At 52.7% G+C, this 20,836-nt stretch carries 15 protein-coding genes; 1 reads left to right on the top strand and 14 read right to left on the bottom strand.

Annotated elements, in window-relative coordinates:
• Positions 1 to 42 precede the first annotated feature (42 nt).
• Positions 43 to 3,945 carry an ATP-dependent RNA helicase HrpA gene (gene hrpA, locus SOM82_RS09715; protein ID WP_320459420.1) on the bottom strand — a complete coding sequence of 1,301 codons (3,903 nt, stop codon included), beginning with the start codon at positions 3,943 to 3,945 and terminating at the stop codon, positions 43 to 45.
• Positions 3,946 to 4,147: 202 nt separating this feature from the next.
• Between hrpA and azoR the strand changes: the two genes are divergently transcribed.
• Complete coding sequence (azoR, locus tag SOM82_RS09710; RefSeq protein WP_320459419.1) at positions 4,148 to 4,753, top strand: FMN-dependent NADH-azoreductase; 606 nt, start codon at positions 4,148 to 4,150, stop codon at positions 4,751 to 4,753.
• An 85-nt stretch (positions 4,754 to 4,838) separates the two neighbouring features.
• Here azoR and SOM82_RS09705 read toward each other — a convergent pair whose 3' ends face one another.
• From SOM82_RS09705 to tssB, 13 genes are all read right to left on the bottom strand, one after another.
• Positions 4,839 to 5,525 carry a hypothetical protein gene (locus tag SOM82_RS09705; protein ID WP_320459418.1) on the bottom strand — a complete coding sequence of 229 codons (687 nt, stop codon included), beginning with the start codon at positions 5,523 to 5,525 and terminating at the stop codon, positions 4,839 to 4,841.
• A gap of 20 nt (positions 5,526 to 5,545) precedes the next feature.
• Positions 5,546 to 6,040: a type VI secretion system baseplate subunit TssE gene (locus tag SOM82_RS09700; RefSeq protein ID WP_320459417.1), complete on the bottom strand. Its 495-nt coding sequence runs from the start codon at positions 6,038 to 6,040 to the stop codon at positions 5,546 to 5,548.
• Complete coding sequence (locus SOM82_RS09695) at positions 6,033 to 6,848, bottom strand: type VI secretion system accessory protein TagJ (protein ID WP_320459416.1); 816 nt, start codon at positions 6,846 to 6,848, stop codon at positions 6,033 to 6,035. The genes SOM82_RS09700 and SOM82_RS09695 overlap by 8 nt, the downstream gene beginning before the upstream one ends.
• Before the next feature lie 20 nt (positions 6,849 to 6,868).
• The gene (locus SOM82_RS09690) at positions 6,869 to 7,669 is read right to left on the bottom strand and encodes a TagK domain-containing protein (RefSeq protein ID WP_320459415.1); all 801 of its coding nucleotides are present in this window, start codon (positions 7,667 to 7,669) and stop codon (positions 6,869 to 6,871) included.
• A 5-nt stretch (positions 7,670 to 7,674) separates the two neighbouring features.
• On the bottom strand, positions 7,675 to 7,935 hold the full coding sequence (locus SOM82_RS09685; protein WP_154125361.1) for a PAAR domain-containing protein: 261 nt from the start codon (positions 7,933 to 7,935) through the stop codon (positions 7,675 to 7,677).
• 129 nt (positions 7,936 to 8,064) lie between these two features.
• Complete coding sequence (locus tag SOM82_RS09680) at positions 8,065 to 10,740, bottom strand: type VI secretion system Vgr family protein (RefSeq protein WP_320459610.1); 2,676 nt, start codon at positions 10,738 to 10,740, stop codon at positions 8,065 to 8,067.
• A gap of 183 nt (positions 10,741 to 10,923) precedes the next feature.
• Positions 10,924 to 14,736 (bottom strand): type VI secretion system membrane subunit TssM, encoded by a 3,813-nt coding sequence (tssM, locus tag SOM82_RS09675; RefSeq protein WP_320459414.1) that lies wholly within the window; start codon positions 14,734 to 14,736, stop codon positions 10,924 to 10,926.
• 14 nt (positions 14,737 to 14,750) lie between these two features.
• The gene (gene tssL, locus SOM82_RS09670) at positions 14,751 to 16,103 is read right to left on the bottom strand and encodes a type VI secretion system protein TssL, long form (protein ID WP_320459413.1); all 1,353 of its coding nucleotides are present in this window, start codon (positions 16,101 to 16,103) and stop codon (positions 14,751 to 14,753) included.
• The gene (gene tssK, locus SOM82_RS09665; protein WP_320459412.1) at positions 16,103 to 17,449 is read right to left on the bottom strand and encodes a type VI secretion system baseplate subunit TssK; all 1,347 of its coding nucleotides are present in this window, start codon (positions 17,447 to 17,449) and stop codon (positions 16,103 to 16,105) included. The genes tssL and tssK overlap by 1 nt, the downstream gene beginning before the upstream one ends.
• A gap of 3 nt (positions 17,450 to 17,452) precedes the next feature.
• Positions 17,453 to 17,977: a type VI secretion system lipoprotein TssJ gene (tssJ, locus tag SOM82_RS09660; RefSeq protein ID WP_154125357.1), complete on the bottom strand. Its 525-nt coding sequence runs from the start codon at positions 17,975 to 17,977 to the stop codon at positions 17,453 to 17,455.
• Between the two features lie 125 nt (positions 17,978 to 18,102).
• Complete coding sequence (locus SOM82_RS09655; RefSeq protein WP_154125356.1) at positions 18,103 to 18,588, bottom strand: Hcp family type VI secretion system effector; 486 nt, start codon at positions 18,586 to 18,588, stop codon at positions 18,103 to 18,105.
• A 145-nt stretch (positions 18,589 to 18,733) separates the two neighbouring features.
• Complete coding sequence (gene tssC, locus SOM82_RS09650; protein ID WP_414672105.1) at positions 18,734 to 20,224, bottom strand: type VI secretion system contractile sheath large subunit; 1,491 nt, start codon at positions 20,222 to 20,224, stop codon at positions 18,734 to 18,736.
• A 29-nt stretch (positions 20,225 to 20,253) separates the two neighbouring features.
• Positions 20,254 to 20,787, bottom strand: a complete 534-nt coding sequence (gene tssB, locus SOM82_RS09645; protein WP_154125354.1) for a type VI secretion system contractile sheath small subunit — start codon at positions 20,785 to 20,787, stop codon at positions 20,254 to 20,256.
• Between the last annotated feature and the right edge of the window lie 49 nt (positions 20,788 to 20,836).

Raw genomic sequence — 20,836 nt, 5'->3', positions numbered from 1 at the left:
TCATTGATTCGTGGGAATACCACCACGATGAGGCACACAAAACTAAACGCTAACCTGTTCCATCGCCTGCAAAATACGCTTATCGGAAATCGGATAAGGCGTTCCTAACTGTTGAGCGAAGAAACTGACGCGCAGCTCTTCGATCATCCAGCGGATCTCCTGCACATCCTCGTCGTCACGGCGGGCGGGCGGCAGTTTATTGAGCCACTGCTGCCATGCCTGCTGGACGCTTTCCACTTTCAGCATTTGCGCGCGATCGCGATGCGGATCGACGGCCAGTTTCTCCAGTCGTTTTTCTATCGCGTTGAGATAGCGCAGCGTATCGCCGAGACGTTTGAATCCGTTGCCGGTGACAAAACCGCGATAGATCAGTCCGCCCATTTGCGCCTTCACGTCTGAGAGCGCCAGCGCCTGGGTCATATCCACACGCCCTTTCAGACGTTTGTTGATATTGAACACTGCCGTCAGGATCTGTTCGACCTGCTTCGCAATGGTGACCACCGTATCGTTGAGCTCGGCGCGTACTTTGTCATGCAGCTTCGCAAAGCCCTCTTCCGTCCATACCGGTCCACCCGCCTCGTCGATCAGCTTATCGACCCCGCAGGAGATGCAGTCATCAATCAAATCCAGCACCTTGCCGTAGGGGTTGAAATAGAGCCCGAGCTTGGCTTTATTCGGCAGTTTTTCATGCAGATATTTGATCGGCGACGGAATATTCAGCAGCAGTAAACGGCGCAGACCGCGCCACATTGCCTGCTGTTGTTCCAGCGGGTTGTCAAAAAGCTTGATGGCCACGCTGTCGCGCTCATCCACCAGCGCTGGCCACGCTTTCACTTTATAGTTACCGCGTTTTTGCTCGTAGTGATCCGGCAGATTGCCAAAACTCCAGATATGCAGACCGCTCTGCTCGATGCCGTCATCAGCGACCGCCGAGAGCGTCTCCTGCACTTTGCCTTTCAGCGCCTCTCTCAGCTCCGTCAGAGAACGCCCTTCATTGAGTTTTTTGTTTTTGTCGTCCACAACGCGGAAGGTGATTTTCAGATGATCGGGCACCTGATCCCAGTGCCAGGATTCCCGGTCAATGGTCACGCCCGTCATTCGGCGCAGTTCACGCTCAAGCGCGTCCAGCAGCGGCATCTCCAGCGGCGTGACGCGGCCCAGGAAGGCTTCAGCATAATTGGGAGCCGGAACAAAATTACGCCGCACCGGTTTTGGCAGCGATTTAATCAGCGCAATCACCAGCTCACGACGCAGGCCCGGAATTTGCCACTCAAAACCACTCTCTTCGACCTGGTTGAGCAGCGGCAGCGGAATATGGACGGTGACACCGTCGGCATCTGCGCCAGGCTCAAACTGATAGGTCAAACGCAGCTTCAGATTGCCCTGATGCCAGAAGTTCGGGTAGTCCAGCTTGCTGACCTGCTCCGCGCCTTCTTTGATCAACATGCTCTTTTCAAAGTTGAGCAGGTCCGGCGCCTCTTTGCTGGCTTTTTTCCACCAGCTGTCAAAATGGCGCGCCGACACCACATCATGGCTGATGCGCTGGTCGTAAAACTCAAACAGTGCCTCGTCATCCACCAGAATGTCGCGGCGGCGGGATTTGTGCTCCAGCTCTTCCACTTCGGCGCGTAGCCTGAGATTTTCACGGAAGAACGCGTGACGCGTCTGCCAGTCCCCTTCCACCAGCGCATGGCGGATAAACAGCTCGCGAGAGAGTGCCGGATCAATCTGGCTGTAGTTCACCTTGCGCGCGGCCACAACCGGCAGGCCGTACACGGTCACTTTTTCCGTCGCCATCACCGCGCCCTGCGCGCGCTCCCAGTGCGGTTCACTGTAAGAGCGTTTTAGCAGGTGCTGCGCGACAGGCTCGACCCACTCCGGATCGATCCGCGCGGCAATTCGGCCCCACAGCCGGCTGGTTTCCACCAGCTCCGCCACCATGGTCCATTTCGGCGGTTTCTTGAATAAACCGGAACCGGGGAAGATCGAGAAACGGGCGTTACGCGCGCCGGTAAATTCCTGCTTATCGGCGTCTTTCATACCGATATGCGAAAGCAAACCCGTCAGCAGCGCCATGTGAATTTCACGGTACTCTGCGGGTTCGCTGTTCACCGGGATCCCGAGCTCTTTCACGACCTGGCGCAGCTGGGTATAAATATCCTGCCACTCACGAACGCGTAAATAGTTGAGGAATTCGACACGACACTGGCGGCGGAATTGATTCGAAGAGAGCGCCTTCTGCTGCTCGCCGAGATAGTTCCACAGGTTCACGAACGCCAGGAAATCAGACTCTTTATCGTGGAAGCGCTGGTGCTTTTCATCCGACGCTTGCTTTTTATCGAGCGGCCTTTCGCGCGGATCCTGAATGGAGAGCGCCGAAGTAATAATCATCGCCTCACGGACGCAGCCGTGTTTTTGCGCTTCCAGCACCATGCGTGCCAGACGCGGATCGACGGGCAGCTGACTGAGCTGACGCCCCATGGGTGTCAGTTTATAGGCCGTGGCCTGCTCGTCAGTGGTGATCGCGCCCAGCTCTTCGAGCAGACGGACCCCGTCCTGAATGTTGCGTTTATCCGGCGCTTCGACAAACGGAAACGCGGCGATGTCGCCCAGGCCGAGCGCGGTCATCTGCAGAATAACGGACGCGAGGTTGGTACGCAGGATCTCAGGATCGGTAAACTCCGGGCGGGACAGGAAATCGTCTTCGGAGTAGAGGCGAATACAGATCCCCTCTGAAACACGCCCGCAGCGGCCTTTACGCTGGTTGGCCGAGGCCTGAGAAACCGGCTCAATCGGCAGGCGCTGGACTTTAGTGCGATAGCTGTAGCGACTGATGCGCGCCGTGCCCGGATCGATGACATATTTGATGCCCGGCACGGTCAGCGAGGTTTCCGCCACGTTGGTGGCCAATACGATCCGGCGTCCACTGTGGGCCTGGAACACCCGGTTCTGTTCGCTGTTCGAAAGCCGCGCATACAGCGGCAGGATTTCGGTATGACGCAGATCGCGTTTGTTGAGCGCATCGGCGGTGTCGCGGATTTCCCGTTCGCCGCTCATAAAGATCAGGATATCGCCCGGGCTTTCATTGCCCAGTTCATCCACGGCGTCGAAAATGGCCTGCAGCTGATCGCGTTCGGTGTCGTCCGCGTCTTCCACAATCGGGCGATAACGCACTTCCACCGGATAGGTACGGCCAGACACTTCAATGATTGGCGCATTGTTGAAGTGGCACGAGAAGCGTTCAGGATCGATGGTCGCCGAGGTAATGATGATTTTCAGATCCGGACGACGCGGCAGCAATTCACGCAGATAGCCGAGTAAGAAATCAATATTCAGGCTGCGTTCGTGCGCTTCATCAATGATGATGGTGTCGTACTGCATCAGCAGGCGGTCCTGCTGAATCTCAGCCAGCAGAATACCGTCGGTCATCAGTTTGACCATGGTGTTATCACTCACGTGATCGCTGAATCGCACCTTATAGCCAATGCAGCCGCCCGGCTCGGTTTGCAGCTCTTCGGCGATACGGTTTGCCACGGTGCGCGCCGCCAGACGACGCGGCTGAGTGTGACCAATCAGCCCTTTGATGCCACGACCCAGTTCCATACAGATTTTTGGCAACTGTGTGGTTTTACCTGAACCCGTTTCACCGGCGACAATCACCACCTGGTGATCGCGAACCGCTTCAAGAATCTCTTGTTTTTTCTGACTGACAGGCAGATTTTCCGGGTAATCAATTACCGGACGCGCCGCTTCGCGCAGCACAACTTTCCCTGCCGCCTGTTCTATCTCTTTGGCCATCTCCTGGTAAATGGCCTGTTGTGCATCAGGATTTTTAACCTTCTTAACCCCGTGCAGACGGCGAGCAAAACGCTGTTTGTCGCGCAGCATCAGATTTTCGAGCTGTTGCATAAGCATCGGGAAGGATAATTTTTGTTGTTCTGTCATCGTGTTAGGGGGCAGTGCTCTGCCTGGCTAAATCTCACTTGAATGATTGCTATAGAGTACCACACCGCTGCATTCACTGCCTTATTCAAAAAAATCGAACATAGGATTCGATATATTGCGCTATCCCTGCGGCAGGATTGTGAATAGAGTGTCATCAAGCAACGGGGAACCCCCCAATCCAATACAATTAAAGGAATCACCCATGAGCAAATTATTAGTTCTTAAATCCAGTATTCTGGCAGGGTACTCTCAGTCTGGTCAGCTTTCTGATTATTTCGTTGAGCAGTGGCGTGAACAGCATAGCGCTGACGAAATTACCGTTCGCGACTTAGCTGCAAATCCCATTCCGGTACTGGACGGTGAGCTGGTTGGTGCCCTGCGTCCGAGCGATGCGCCACTGACGCCGCGTCAGCAGGAAGCGCTGTCGCTGTCTGACGAGCTGATTGCCGAACTGCAGGCTCATGATGTGATCGTGATTAACGCCCCGATGTATAACTTCAACATCCCGACGCAGCTGAAGAATTACTTCGACCTGGTGGCGCGTGCTGGCGTAACCTTCCGTTATACCGAAAACGGTCCAGAAGGTCTGGTGAAGGGCAAGCGTGCTATCGTGCTTTCCAGCCGTGGCGGTATCCATAAAGATACGCCAACCGATCTGGTTGCGCCGTACCTGACCCTGTTCCTGGGCTTCATCGGTATTACCGACGTGAACTTTGTGTTCGCTGAAGGTATTGCGTACGGACCGGAAGTGGCGACGAAAGCGCAGACTGATGCGAAATCGGCCATCGACAGCCTGGTGGCTGCGTAAGATTTATCCCTCTCACCGCCCGGTGGGAGGGAGATTATTCACATCTGGTTTTGCTTGTTCGTTGAATTTTTCCCGTCCCTTATCGCTATTTATCTTTCCCACTCAACGCATCCGCATCCGCTCTCGGGAAAACGTTATAAGGCGAGAATCGCTGCGAGTAATTAACCAGTTCGACGCCGAGTAATTGCGAGTTTTTCAGTGCCAGCTGCATGTACTGCTCAATATAGTCGTCATTAAAGCGTAATGGGTCGGGAGTGCCATGCCCATAAAAGGCATCCTGTTCATACTCTTTGAAATAATCATTTGCCCACTCATTCATACTGCCTTCTCTTTTATTCAGAAAATTATTACAAATTTGCGGCATGCCCTCCTCTCTCCATTTTTTCGTTTTATCCGGATTGTAGTCATGATCAAATCCCAGCAATCCGATTCGCTGCGGGGCCAGTGTGAGCATGATCCAGTATAACCCCTGAAAGAACGAGGTATAGCCAATCTGTGTTTCCAGTTCAAAACCTTCCAGACCACCGAATCCTAACCTGTCCGCAGCCTGGTGAAGAGCCTGGGAATAGAGGGCGTGATTAATTTCGCTACGAAAGTGAACATTGCTGGGGTAATTTTCATAAGGGAAATCACCAGGGTGGATCCAGTAATCAAACTCACCGCCTTCATAAATGCGCCATGCATTGTTCAGGCAAACTTTAATATGGTCGTGATACTTTTCATCTTTAGCCTGTAATGCCGACAGGCCACTACCGATATATAAAACATCCATATGCATTCTCACATATTCTTTCAGACAGGCGTCACTTCAATACCCTCTCGCTCCCTGTCATAAGCACCTGACATGCAAAGATCAAGGGGATAAGGTTTCCAGTAAATCAGGCCGCGAATTTCAAACAGCATCTTTCCGTTTTTGTAGGGCTGGCCTTTCTCATTGTTTAAATCGCGAACAATCAGCGATTGCGGGATAATGCGTGGCTCAAAGCGCAAAATTGCATCGCGAACACTTTGTTCCAGCTCGCGCCAGTTATGTCTGTTGACAGGAGAACCTGACACGGGCGAGATACCATAATTCATCACCGACTGGGTAATATCGCTGTGTTTGACAGGGCAGAGTTCACGTTCGATATTGACGCAGTTAAGTAATTCAATGAGATCCCGCTGCACCATTCGCCGCAGCGTTCGAGCGTCGTAAAAAGACGCTTCTATGCTTTCGTGTCGCTTTTTAGGTTCATCGTCCAACAAACGATCCAGAAGCGTCGGCAAAAACTGCTGCTTTTCAGCCATGCTCAACACCACCGGAGAATTCCAGTTCCCCCATCTCCATTACTGAAAAATCCTGATTATCCGTGATCCACATTTTTCGCCCACTGCCTGTGGTCAGGAGTTCTGTCTGCGGGTTCCAGTGCGTTTCATCCCCCAGTTTGCAGGCAAGAGTCGCGTTTTCAATAACGGGATAACGAGCGGGCAAATAGCCATGCCAGCTACGTTGCGCAACCGTGATGACCGCCGGAAGCCACAGCAAATCGGTCAAATTGGCAGGGGCCCGCGTCTTGAGTGACTGAATCTGTTCAAAAGGCACCCAGCGGTAGCCGCCAGCACAAATAAATTCACAGACCGGGCCCAGGCGACCATCGCCGTCTGCAATCCAGTTGAACTTCCCTGCTTTCTCCCCTTCTCCCGGAGTGATACTGGCGAGGTCAAAGGCCTCACCGCGAAGGCGATCTGCCTCCTTTTCCTCTCCTTTGGCTGCGGCAGCATTAGCCTGCTGGAGACGATCCATCCACTCAACTGAGGCACCATCCAGCGTACTGACCACCCGTTCACCCGCCAGCACTTTTTCACGGACCATTTCACTTAAAATCAGGTTTTTGAGCAGCTCACCGTCCCGGCTTTCCCCCTCATCGGTCGTCCGCAGAATATCTGCCTGAATCAGAGCCTTATCCCATTTTCCTTCTACACACCACAGGGTCGCGAGCATCCCCCTGGCATCCCGATCGGCAGGACGTTTTTTCAGCTTATGGGAGAACATATCCTGCAGTTCATCCCATGAATACGCGCTCAGTAACTCTCTTAATCGGTTTGTGGTTAGCATTTTTTATCCGTATGAATAATTTAAAATTGTGTATCCAGATCGGCCTGATACATCTCCTGTACCAGCAGGTCCGGAAGCCTTTTTTTATTGTCATAGTGAATTTCTTCCGGGGCGAGGATCCGCAACACGTCATAGCGTTCCTTGTCGTTCTGGAAGAAAGTGTCATCGTCACGAATTTCATGTTCTTCAAACACCTTATGGATAAGCGACGGTGTTTCGAAAATACACTGTGTCACGGTAGCCGATTTCACTTGCGCCTGAATCAACTCAAAATCGAACATCCGCTCAGCAAACCGTGTCTCCCGTACGGGTATTGGCTGCTGACTTTGCGGCGTCTGAACGCCCCAAATCAGCGCTTGTCGGAACTCCTTTTCCAGCGCTTTGAGAATATCGTTCTGCTCCTCTTCCCGCTGCGGGGCAACGTGCAACATGCTGTTATGCAGGATATCTTCAAGCTCGGGTAACGGTGCGCCTTTGCCACTGTCCGCAGAAAAACCCAGCGTCTGAATCAACGTTTCATCACTTAATTCGTTTTCAATGACGATGGCGTAACGCGCGATCTGAATCAGCGTGCCCACTTCAGCCTGGCAGCGCTCTCCATATTGCAGGGCCTTTCCGTCGACATAACACGGGAGCGTGACGAGGTAGCTCACGATCTCCACGCTCCCGTTATGCAAGAGAAATGTCACTGTATCATCGTCCATCACCGCTTTCTGGCAGGCCATAAAGTGGCCGTCTACGGCACAAAAACGGTTTAGAATTTTCGCTTCCAGCGCCCACTGCTGCTGACGCTCAGGCCAGTACAGGGTCAGATAAATCATATGGATTAACCTATCAACACATTACCTGAGCCACTGCTGATCGAGGCTCCACACCCGGTGGCATCCCCGAGTCTTGCTGCCGGGCAATTGTTAATAAATACCGATCCGGACCCGGAAGCGACCGAGCTACCGCCATGGATGGAGCAACTTACTGCACTGGCCCCCTGCATAGCGGCCGGCTGGTTATTGATGGTCACATTCCCTGAGCCGCTGGTGACTGCCCCGCCGTGGCTGATGGCATCCCCGATTCGCGCTGCATTTTGCATATTTTTTCCTTCTGATCATGACGTTAAAACTCGCCAGGAGACCTGGCGAGGACGTTGTTACCTTTTCTCAGGATAGAGAATCTCAGTCGGTTGATCGGTGGATGAGCACCGTCAGCCTCCCGTGGAATCTCATTTCCTGCGCCACATAGATGGAGGACCCTCTGTCGGCTCAGGCGTTGGCGTCGGCGTCGGACTCTCCGTCGGCGTTGGCGTCGGGCTCTCCGTCGGCGTTGGCGTCGGGCTCTCCGTCGGCGTCGGCGTCGGGCTCTCCGTCGGCGTTGGCGTCGGGCTCTCCGTCGGCGTTGGCGTCGGGCTTTCCGTTGGCGTCGGCGTCGGGCTTTCCGTCGGCGTCGGCGTCGGGCTCTCCGTCGGCGTTGGCGTCGGGCTCTCCGTTGGCGTCGGCGTCGGACTCTCCGTCGGCGTCGGCGTCGGGCTCTCCGTCGGCGTTGGCGTCGGGCTCTCCGTCGGCGTTGGCGTCGGGCTCTCCGTCGGCGTTGGCGTCGGACTCTCCGTCGGCGTTGGCGTCGGGCTCTCCGTCGGCGTTGGCGTCGGGCTCTCCGTCGGCGTTGGCGTCGGGCTCTCCGTCGGCGTTGGCGTCGGGCTCTCCGTTGGCGTTGGCGTCGGGCTCTCCGTTGGCGTTGGCGATGGGCTGTCCGTCGGCGTTGGCGATGGGCTGTCCGTCGGAAGTGGCGTCGGAGGCGGCGGACCAGGTGGCAGAGGCGGTAATGGGATAGGTAAACAGATCAATCCAAATACCGGTATCAGTCCGGCGAGGCTGCTCAACGCCCCCAGACCGCCACCGCCACCGCCGCCACCGCCGCAGCAATCTCCAGGGTTGAGCTCGACAACGCCCCCCTGAATGACAACTTTACAGGAACCCACTAACTTGATGGTTGGCGCACTCAGGGTCAGTTCGCCCCCGGCACTCAGCGAGATCGCGCCACCTGCGACCATCGTCGCCGCGCCCCCGGCAGCCAGCTGCCAGGCACCACCTACGGATTCAGCATGGTATCCGCCAACGTTAATCAGGTTTGCACCGCCGACATTGGTGGCGTTCATGCCCCCAACATCCAGGGAGTTAGCCAGCCCGACCATCACGCCGCGCGACAATCCAACCTGAAGACCGTAGGTCAGACCGACCATTTTGCTGTAGCCGCCCATGACGACTTTACTGTAGTCAGTGCCGACATGCATTTTACGGCTGGCACCTATCGTTACTGCCGAGTGCGCACCAATGGTCTGGGTCTCATCATTTTTAGTGACGCGATCCATGTTGCGCTCGGCCTGCTCCCAGTAGAGCTCCTGGCCCGGTTTATCTTCAAAACGAAGACCATTGTAGTTGGTACGTCCGCCGCCAACGGTCCGGCTAATCAAACCACTTTGGGTCCGGTTTGCGGGGAGATCCCACGGCGGCATGGTGACGTTGTTGTACAAACTGCCGATGATCAACGGACGATCGGGATCGCCATTGATAAAATCGACGATCACTTCATGGCCCACACGGGGTATGTAGATCCCACCGAAGTTATTCCCGGCCCACGACTGGCTCACGCGCAGCCAGCAGGAATCGGACTCGCGGTTTTGTCCATAGCGGTCCCAGACAAAGCGAACCTTTACGCGCCCATATTCGTCAGTCCAGATATCCTCACCCGGCGGCCCAACGATAATGGCCGTTTGCGGTCCACGCGTACGCGGTCGGGGTATCGTCAGCGGATGGCGATAAATTTTACTGGTCGGCTGCACCGTAAAATCACAGTGATAGCTAAACACCGGGACATCGCTGGTCTGCGAGATCTCGCTAATGTTCAGCGCGCTTCTCAGCACCATATATTCGCGATTCGCCTTGTCCACCGGATAGCCGGTCAGAACAAAGTTGCATCCGCATACAATTCCACGGATTTCCCCTTCGCCTGTTGCTCGCGAACCTTCTGCGCCGCGCTCTTCCATGCGCACGCTGGCCAGCATCTCCCCGATGGAGGGCTGCTCGTAGTCACCGGGCCAATGGAACAGCTCCAGATTGTTATAGGTAGTGTTACGCGGTTTGCTGTCAACAGCGGAAATATCAGCCCTCGAACGCGTAAAATCATAATCATTAGTCAGCCAGCGACCGCTAACAATGGTCTCCTGATGGTGGAACTGGCTGATATATTCTTCATCCGCCTTTGGATCGTCTGGCACATAATGAATAATGTGGTAAGCCTCGCTAAAATAACGGCGATGCGCACCAACATGATCCACCAGAATAAGGCGATGCTTATGATCAGAATGTTCAAAAAACCAGTAAATGCCCCATTCTTCCATTAATCGCTCAATGAAATCAAAATCGACTTCACCATATTGCACCTGGAAATCAAGAATAGGATAAGTGGCCGACAGTCTTTTTTCGACGGGGTATGGATAATCACCAAGCACCTCGTCAATAATATCCACCACCGTTTTTTGCTGATAGATTTTAAAATCAGACGTTAACTCCGCCAGATGAAGCCAGGGGCGCAAGATGATTTCATACAGCGCCTGGTTGCTGTCCCGCCCAACGTAACGGGCTTTCTGTACCAGACCGGAAATTTCCCTTATCCCTTTGCCAACATAGCGCGTCCCGTCAAGCCCGTTCCCGTCCAGCTCAATCTGGATGGTCATCTCTTTGCCGAGCAGCGCCTTAATGTCAATATTTGACGCCGACTGCCAGGGAATCGCCGGGTTCGCAGGAGTTCTTGCCGTTATCGTCCATGTATAAAGCGTCGAGAAGGCTTCTTCCCCTTCCAGCTTTGACAGAACTAAAGCAGGCTCCCCGAGCAAATACGGCATCGCGGGACTGCTCAGGCTAATTGTTCGCGACATTTTAATACCCGATTCGTTATTGATATTTTGATACCGCAACGCACATCCCGTGCGTGCGGATTAATAAAGGCTACGCTGTGCAGCGGCTTTATTTTCTCATTTTATGATCACCTCCTGATTCGTATCAAAATGAGGTAAATATCTCTTGTTTTACAGTGTTTCCGGGCAGCGGAAGTTTTGTAACAGTTCGGAGAAAGACTGATTCTCCACAACCATGCCTGATAACGTAAAATCGACCCGGCGATTATCTATTTCAAACGAGAGTAATAAGGTACCATCGTCGGAAATATGCTGCTGCACGGCCGTATCCATCCAGTGGAAAAGTGCCCACGGACCGGTAAATGACAATGATGATTGTCCTTTCTTCGCAGCAGGTTTCACATCGACATTCACATCAGAAGCCCCTTCGCTGGCTGGCCAGTGAAATAGCCACGGGACCACAGGGCCGTGCAGATACCGGAACTGGCTGCCCGCAATCGCCATATTCAACTGCACGATGGCCGGGTCCATATTGGCCACCGACAAACTCGGGGTCATGGCTAAGTTGTTTCCAGATGACTGGCGGAAAAAGGCATTTCTGATTTGCGCCACCTGCTGGAAGAATGCCAGATTGCCCTCTTCTGATGTCCCCTTGTAGTGCCACACCGCCTGCGAGGTATCCACTTTGCTGGCCAGATTTTGTTTAAACCAGCTGTCCACCAGCCCGTCGCGCGCAAAGAAGCGCTCAAAATCCTGCGGATTGACTTCCGTCGATTCTTTGGCAAATGGATAACGATTTTCGAGCGTATCGCGGCAAACCTGGCCCAGATTGTCGTCAATATTTTTGGTGTTACTCGCCAGCGCCTGGTTTTCCACTTTTGCTGAAGCAGACGTCAGGAAAGGTCGGATAATCGACTGAAAAGGATTCGGCCACGTCTGGGCAAGAATACTCATCCGCACTTCGGTATCAGGCATTACGGGTGTATCACCGTTGCTGATGCTGTTATTGGTGACCACGAACAGGGTGTACAGCTCGCTGAGCATGGATGTCATTTGGTTGAGCTGCGAACCCGACACCGGTGTTAATGCCCCCGGAAGATTCGGGGTGCTGGAGGCCTGACCATTAACAAACTCTCTCAGCGCCCGGAAATGGTCGTCCACCTCACGTTGAGTCAATTTTTCGACGGCATAATCCGCACTGTCATTCAGTTTTTTCGCCTGACTTGTCAGCCGATTATTGGTGATCATCGCGGGCTCAAGAATATCGGGCAGGCTCTTGTCACGGGCGGCCAACGTGGTTTGCTCCACCACCTCTTTTGCCAGTTGATTCAGCGGGGAGTCAGTGGAGGCCAGGATCCGCAACACATAAATTTCTGAGGTCAGCGGTGAAACACTTTCATCTGAGCCACTGCCCAGCGACATCAGTTGAATACTGTCGAGAAAACGGGCCCAGTAGCCCGCATACTCATGAAGATAGAGTGACAGGACGCCGTTTCGCGTGGCGAGCACATTCACCGCAGCGTCAGCACGTGTTCCCATCACCCACTCATCCTCATGCTGGAGTTGAGTAACGCGATAGAGGAATTTTTTTTTTACCAGCGTCTGATACCCTGCTTTGGTAAAAAATCCCGGTATGCCATCGCGAGCCAGCGACTCGTCGTTCACCGTTAAAATCTGCTCGCTGGAATCACCTGTCATCCGGTTCAGAGTCATGGCTTCAAGAGATTGCGACAGCGGATCGGCTTTAATCCGCTGATACAATCTGACGTTTAGCGAGTGTTGCCCTAGCAGGGAACGGGCCTGCCGCACCAGCACATCATTCGTTTTTGCCCCTTCAGCCAGCCACTCACGATGGGCGAAAAGACTCTGTAGATGACTGACAAAAACGTCGCTGTCGCCCCAGGCCGTTAACTTGTCGGCATCATCCCACTGCTGGGTGATACTTTGCAGCAACCAGTCTGAGCCGGCGCGCCCCTGGCCATAAACGCCGAGGTACACTTTAAGTGCTTCATAGATTCGGTCGCTATCTTCAGACTGCAGCGCTGAATTTAACGTGGCAGTCGCCTGGTTTTGTACCGCGGGGAGTAAAAAGGTACGCAGCATATATTGGTATACTCGCCCGGAATGCGCATTGATCGCCTCGCCCACATAAAGCCCGTAGCGATAGTCCAGCGGCGGCTGTTGCCGATCCAGATCGCCAAAATCGGGCAACTGGCGAGCCATCGACAATAATTTCGGCAGCAGCGTATCCGAGGGCAGTTTCTTCAGCGTTGCCACCTGAGCCTCCAGAAAATGGGTGCTCGAACTAACAACATTCAGATAACGTGAGTTATTGCTATAGCTGTCAATGAAGCCGTTAATCAGCACCACAGCGAGAACGATCAGCGCACAATGCCCCATCAAGCGATGTAAACGAAAACGCGCTTCCTCACGGAAATTACGGGAAACCAGCCCTGCATCTTTGACGATAACGTCGGCAAAAAGATGACGCAGGAAATAGTGTTTACCCCAGACCAGCCGCGCATGTGGCGTTTCTGCCAGTTCTGTCTGTTCAATACTGCACACTGCTGCTCCGGCAGAGCGTGGCGAAAAGTAATTTTTCCAGCGCGAAACCACACTGTTGTGATTCACCAGTTCGGCGTCGGCAGTCTGGCAAGCGCTGCTAAAATAGATGCCGCGGAAACTGGCACAAAACTGAGTTTCGTCGTAACGAGAACTGAAAAATGCCTGCTGGAGAAACTCGCTGACGCCTGTACACAGCAGCTTAAAATCGAGAGGAAGCGCGTACATTGATTTACGATCCGGCAGGGAATATTCCTCCTGTTGACGCGGATGAATAAAGCTGGCAAGCCGCTGCTGAAGCGCATCCAGTTCAGTAATAATTCGGCCATGCAGCGCAGACGTATCGGTGTGAACCATTTCTCCCCAGGGGAATGTCACGCCCCACACCTGTTCCCGCGCCTCATTGGTCATGCTGCGAAACCAGGGTTCAAATCCCCGTAGGCGGTCCATTCGGGTAATAACCACATACACCGGGAAGTGGATCCCCAGTGTCTGGCGCAACTCATCAAGTCGGGAGCGAATTCGGGTGGCAAGCGACAAAATGCCTTTGCTGTCGCCCTGCATAATCTCTTCGGCAGACACCGCCACGATCGCGCCATTAATCCCGTCCCGAATGCGGTATTTATGCAGCGCTTTGAGCAGCGCCATCCATTCCTGTTTGGCAGTCTCATCGTCGCTAAGATATTTGCCGGCGGTATCAACAAACAGCGCATCATTACCAAACCAGCATTCGCAGTCCTGGGTCGGCGTGTTCTCGCGACCGATACGACTCAACTGCTCCGGCAACGGAAAATCCTGTCCGGAGGTGACAATAAGTGATGTTTTGCCAACACCTTCGCTGCCCAGCATGACATACCAGGGAACCGTCTCCGGCAAGACACCCGGCAGGATCGTTGCCCACCAGCGGCGCCACTGCGTGCGCGCTTTATTGGTCATCCCCACGGCATAACGGATTTTACGGGCAATGGCCTCGTGCTCGGTTTTGACATCATCGCGATGCGCCGCGCGCAGGCGAAAACGGTTTAACAGCGCCGGATTCGCCACAACAGCAAGCACAAACAGCCAGCTCGCATAAATCAGCGCAATTAACCAGATGATCAATATGATGGCCAGCCGCACCGACGAACGTGCCAGCGGGTAGCTTTTTCCGGCCAGCAGCCACGGCCCCATGATCCAGACGATAACGCTCGCCGTCAGTGCCAGTGGAATAAAGAATGGAATCCGCCAGTTCAGTCGCGCTACCCATATTAGTAGCACCACGATGCATAATATTCGGGCACTCACTGATGCCAGCGGACGCGTCGTTCCAAATCCTGAGAAGGGGCCGAGATACCAAATGCCTGCGGCTACGACCAGAATACAGGCCATTAGCAGCAGGAATTTCAGGCTTTGCCTTGAGAATAATCGACTTAAAAAATACATTCCGTTGAGACTCATTAATAGGTGACAAACATTTCAACACGTCGATTGCTGGCTCGACCGGTTGGATCCTGGTTGCTTTGCAGCGGCTGTTTTTCGCCAACCCCTTCAATGCGAATATTGGCCCTTGGCACGCCAGCCTTAATGAGCAGTTCTGCGACGCTGGACGCGCGTTTCTCCGACAGCACCTGGTTATTTTCAATACCCGGTCTGTGAATTGGCGTGGCGTCGGTGTGGCCGACGATCAGCACGTAACCGTTGACCCGGTGGATCTCTGTTGCCACCCGGTTAAGCGTAACGATCCTCTCCGGCCTGACGTCAACCGAACCCGAAGCGAACATGGAATCGCCGTTAAAAATGACTTTGCTTTGTTTGTCATTCTCATCCACCGACAACAGTTTTTTATCAATTTCTGCTTTCAGCAGTACCGCGAGCCGTAATCGTGCTTTCGTCATCGGTTGGGTAAATTCGAGTCGGGTCAACGCATCCATCCTGCTGGTCAGGGCATGTTCCTGAACCAGCAGATGATATTTGCACCAGACAAAGGTGCCTGCCGTGAGCAGACCGGTCAGCAACAGCGTGGCGCGAACCGGAACATGAATACGCAGCTTCTTGCGGATGGCTTCACGCAGCGGTAAACCATGAGGGGAAAGTTCCGGCCCGATTTTATCTTGCGTGTTTTGTAGCAACGCCAACAAACGCTGGCGGATCTTCATCAGTTGCCGATCGCCATCTTCGATAATGCTGTATCGACCTTCAAATCCTAGTGCCAGGATCCGTAGCATGATATCCAGCACATCGCCATACTCGTGGGGATGCATTGACAGACGCCCGGCGAGCAGAAAGAATTTGTTACCGCCGTCGTTATCGCCTTCGAAGTGGTTGAGCAGGTTACTGCGCGCCCACCCGGAAGTGATGCCCCACGGCGACGCATGGGCGGCCTCGTCCAGCGCGGTACAGAGGCAATAGCGCGCGATGGTCATCTTCTTCCACGGAATATTGACCTCTTCACAGATCACGGTGAAGACATTGATTTCGCTGTTTAAGGTGCGTTTGAGCACTTCAACCTGAGCGTTGTCGGCCACCGTAGCAGGCATTTCGCTCAACGCCCGCAGCAGCGGCTGACAGGCTTCCAGTAAAGGACTCCCGGACGCATTGACGCGCATCACGCGCTGCTGAATGCTCTCCCCTTTTAACGCGGCCTCGTTAAAAGCCACCGGCACAGTTAGCGGAGTGGGTTCACTGTCAGGTAAAGGCGCACGGGTACTCCGCTCCGGTTCCGGCTCGGTATGTTCATCCAGCAAAAACTTACCCAGCGCCTGTAAGCTCTGTTCATTGTCCTGCTCCAGAGTCGCGAAGTTATCGCTCATCAGTGACGGATCCCCCACAGCTCCAGCCTTAACTCAGGCAATTCCCCTGCAACGTGTAGCGCCAGTGCTCCGGTCTGCAAAATACGCTCCCAGAAGGGGCCGCTGCGGGAGAGTTCAAAATAGACGCTGCCCGCGTGATACGGGATTTGACGCGGAGGAACAGGCAGATTTTGCAAAACCAGCCCCGGCAAGTGTGAACGCACCAGTTCATGTAACTGCTGTGGCGCACTGATTTTGGCCTGAGAAGAAAACTGCTGAGCAAGTATATCTGCTGCCATTCGGGCATTGACTGCCAGCACCAGGCTTGAGAATGAACGCAACTCTTCTGGCATCACTGACGCCGCCCAGACACCCTGCCCCTTGTTCTGCAGCACGATCATCTGACCCGCTCTGACGAGGATCTGATTGAGAAGATCGTTGATCTCTTCCACCAGCGGTCGGATAGAGCCATAAAGCCCGGCGTGATGGTATCCCGGTGCGGGTTTTGGACGCCGGGTGCTCACCCGAATAAAGGTGGCAAGTTCTCCTGCAAATTTCGCCAGCTCCTGATACAGCGTAATAGGCGGTAATTCCGGAATATGGCGCAGGTGATCGAGCACGGGCTCGTACTTATTAAAAATTTGCAACAGCAGATAGTCGACAATTTCTGCACTGGCACTGGCCTTACCATCACTGTTAGCCAGTCGATTTGCCAGCATGTCAGCGCGGATCTTCACCAGACCATTAAGGTGCGTCAGCCACTCTGTCAGCAGTGGGCTGGCGCTGTAGCCTGTCACGGGAGGAATATAATCCTGAGAATGCAAGAGTACGCTGCCGTCCGGTTGGATAGCCTTAACACGCGTCAGCGGGAGTCCGATCCAGGATTCCGTCATTTCTGTTTCTGCGATCAGCCGCATACGCAAGCGCCCCAGTTGCACTTGTCTGGCCCCCTGACGAATGGCATTGGTATCATGCAATTCAGCGTCATAGGCGCAAAAACGAGCCAGCGAGCCTCTGTCATCAGCGTCGAAAATGGTCTCATCGCTGTTATCAATGCGCAGCGGGACAGCCAGCCAGATAATTTTACCCAGATGTTCAGGGGCGATAGTCAGCGGCTCCGGCAGGGCCGCATGGCCCGGAATATCAAAAGGTGTACCGTCCGGGAGCACACCTTTGCAGGTGCGCAAAACCAGTTTTCCGTAGGCCAGTGCCTCGTTATCAATATCGTATTGAGCAAATCCCCAGAAAAATGGCGTAATGGTCGATGCTCTTTTGTGCGCATAATATTCGAGGTAGCGTTCTTGCTGTTGAAAGAGCTGTGGACGCAAAAACAGCCCTTCGCTCCACACGACTTTATTAGTTCTCACGGGTCAATTCACTTCTTCAATAATGGAAACAGATAATTGGTCAACGGAAACCACAACGTTCAGCGGCTCATCTGAGCTGGGAAGAATGCGTCGATACCATGGTTTCTGCTTTTGTTTCGGCAAGGCATATAGCGCATTCCATTGCGCATCGTTAATATTGCGAAACGCCGCTACCACCGCCAGATATCTCACCTCTTTCTCAGTGGTTAAATCCATGGTTCTCGACGTTCCTGGCTTCAGGATAATCTGTCTGCGTTGCGTGATATCCGATTTAAGCTCTGGGTTATTACCCTTTACAATCGTAAAATAATCGCTGCTCGTGAAATTATCGTCTGCAGTCAGGGCATAGATAAATAATTCGACAGGGGCCGCTCGCCCGTGAGTATCGGGGTTACTTTTCTTTCCTGCATTTATCGTCAGCTTGATGTTTTTCTCACCCGTGACATGTTGATTATCAGTACTGCACGATGACAGCACTAACATCATAAATAACAGTTGTGTGTAATGTATTATTCTACGTCGATTCACAAAACAGCCCTGTAAAAATAAAAGATATCCGCAATACTTTGCCTGCTTACAGAAAAATATTGCGCGATAACCTTTGCAAATGAAGGCTTACTCAAAGAGTAAGCCTTCGGTCTTCATGCTAATAATTAACCGTGCAGGTTAGCTTTCACATCATAAGTAGCAGAAATAACACCAGACTTATGACCTTCCGCATTCTGGGTCACGTAGTCCTGAGTCATTTTGGTGAAGGAGAATGAAACCACTTCACGTGGACGAGTTTCATCTTCCAGAGAGCCAGCCATTTGCACCTTGGTGATAATAGCGTCGACAAATTTAATTGTCAGATATTCCAGCGGATCGCCGCCGGCTTTACGCACAACGAACTGGATATTCTTAATGTGTTTACCGGTCAAGCAATAGCTCAATAAATTTGGGCTAGCTTTGTCGGTATAGTGGACAAATGTAAAATCGTCCACAGATGCGCGACCGGAACCACCACCAGAACCACTGTGCATATTAGAATGCTGTGCTACATCCCAGTTCCATGAAAGAACCTGAATTTCATTTTTATGCACGGCATCCGGAGACTCACCCTCGATACCTTCAATCTTAATAAACATATCCTGTGCCATAACATTTTCTCCAGCACTAAATTTTAATAACAACTATACGTATACTTTCTGTTAAGAAAGTACTTTCCCTTTTGTAATGATTTTCATCACTTACACTCTTTCTAAATTTCCGCCTTCTTTGGCATTATTCAGAAAAAATTCTTTATCAGGCACCTTCTTTCACGGATGGTAATTTGGCAACCATACGTAAAGAGACCGTTAAACCTTCCAGCTGGAAATGTGGACGCAGGAAGAATTTAGCCTGGTAGTAGCCTGGATTACCTTCGACATCTTCTACGACCACTTCCGCAGCCGCCAGCGGACGGCGAGCTTTCGTTTCAAGAGTCGAGTTAGCCGGGTCACCATCGACATAGTTCATCACCCAGTCATTCAGCCAACGCTGCATTTCATCACGCTCTTTGAAAGTGCCGATCTTGTCGCGAACGATACACTTCAGATAGTGAGCAAAGCGCGAGCAGGCGAACAGATACGGCAAACGAGCAGAAAGATTGGCGTTTGCTGTCGCATCTGCATCGTAGTATTCCGCTGGTTTTTGCAGCGATTGAGCACCAATAAACGCCGCATAATCGGTATTTTTACGGTGAACCAGCGGGATAAAACCATTCTTCGCCAGTTCTGCTTCACGGCGGTCTGAAATAGCAATTTCAGTCGGGCACTTCATATCCACGCCGCCGTCATCAGTCGGGAAGGTGTGGCTCGGTAAACCTTCCACGACACCGCCACTCTCGACGCCTCGAATCAACGTACACCAGCCGTACTCTTTGAAAGAGCGGTTGATATTCACTGCCATCGCATAGGCGGCGTTAGACCAGACGTACTTGCTGTGATCCGCCCCGTCAGTGGTCTCTTCAAAATGGAAAGCATCCACTGGATTGGTACGAATACCATAAGGCAGGCGCGCCAGAAAACGTGGCATCGCCAGGCCAATGTAGCGTGAATCCTCACCCTGGCGCAGGGAGTTCCAGGCGGCATATTCCAGGTTTTGGGTAAAGATTTTGGTCAAATCGCGTGGATTTGACAGCTCTTGCCAGGACTCCATCTGCAGCACAGCCGGAGACGCACCAGAGATAAACGGCACATGCGCAGAGGCGGCGATTTTGCCAATCGATGCCAGCAAATCAACGTCCGGCGCGGTGTGATCGAAGAAGTAATCTGCCACCAGGCAACCATAAGGCTCACCACCGAGTTGACCATACTCTTCTTCGTAGATTTTCTTGAACAGCGGACTTTGATCCCAGGCGATGCCTTTGTATCGCTTCATGCTGCGACGCAGTTCGTCCTTGGACATATCCATAAAGCGCAGCTTCAGTTTTTCGTCAGTTTCGGTGTTGTACACCAGATACTGTAAACCGCGCCATGCACTTTCAAGCGCCTGAAATTCCTGATGATGCAGGATCAGGTTAATCTGCCCGGAGAGCTTTTGATCAATTTCAGCAATGATCGATTCGATGGCTTTATAGGCATCATCGGAAATCGTCAGAGTATTACTCAGTGCCTGTTCGGCCAGCGTCTTTACCGCACCTTCGACTGCCGCACGGGTCTGCTCAGTTTTAGGCTTAAACTCTTTCGCTAAAAGTACATTGAAATCGCTGTATTCCGCCGTCGATTTCGATGATTTTTCGCGTTGCGCATCCATCACGGACATAATCTTTCCTTCGTCTCTAATCAGTCTTCGGGCTGAGCTTCAGCGAACCCGGTTTTTGCTTTTGGTGACGCAGCCAGCGTATTCAGCAGCGCTTTATCTTTTAGCAGTTTCATTACCAACTCTTCTGCGCCAGCCTTACCATCCATATAGGTTTGCAGGTTAGCCAGCTGAGTACGCGCTTCCAGCAGCTGCGATAATGAATCCACCTTACGAGCGATCTCATCCGGCGAGAAATCGTCCATACTTTCGAAAGTGATATCGACCATTAGTTGACCTTCACCGGTTAACGTATTTGGCACTGCAAAAGCGACACGTGGTTTCATGCCTTTCATGCGTTCGTCAAAATTATCGATATCAATATCCAGGAATTTACGGTCAGCCACCGGTGGCAGTGGATCGAGCGGTTTACCGGAAAGATCAGCCAATACGCCCATCACAAAAGGTAATTCGACCTTTTTTTCACTGCCATAAATTTCCACGTCGTATTCAATTTGCACGCGGGGCGCGCGATTTCTCGCAATGAATTTTTGCGAATTGCTTTTACTCACAGCCATGGAGACCCTTTATATAATAGAATTGCGCTGAAATAATATTATTTTTTAT

The sequence above is a fragment of the Lelliottia sp. CFBP8978 genome (genome assembly GCF_034046055.2).
Taxonomy (GTDB): Bacteria; Pseudomonadota; Gammaproteobacteria; order Enterobacterales; family Enterobacteriaceae; genus Enterobacter.
This window is presented reverse-complemented; position numbering and strand designations above follow the sequence as displayed.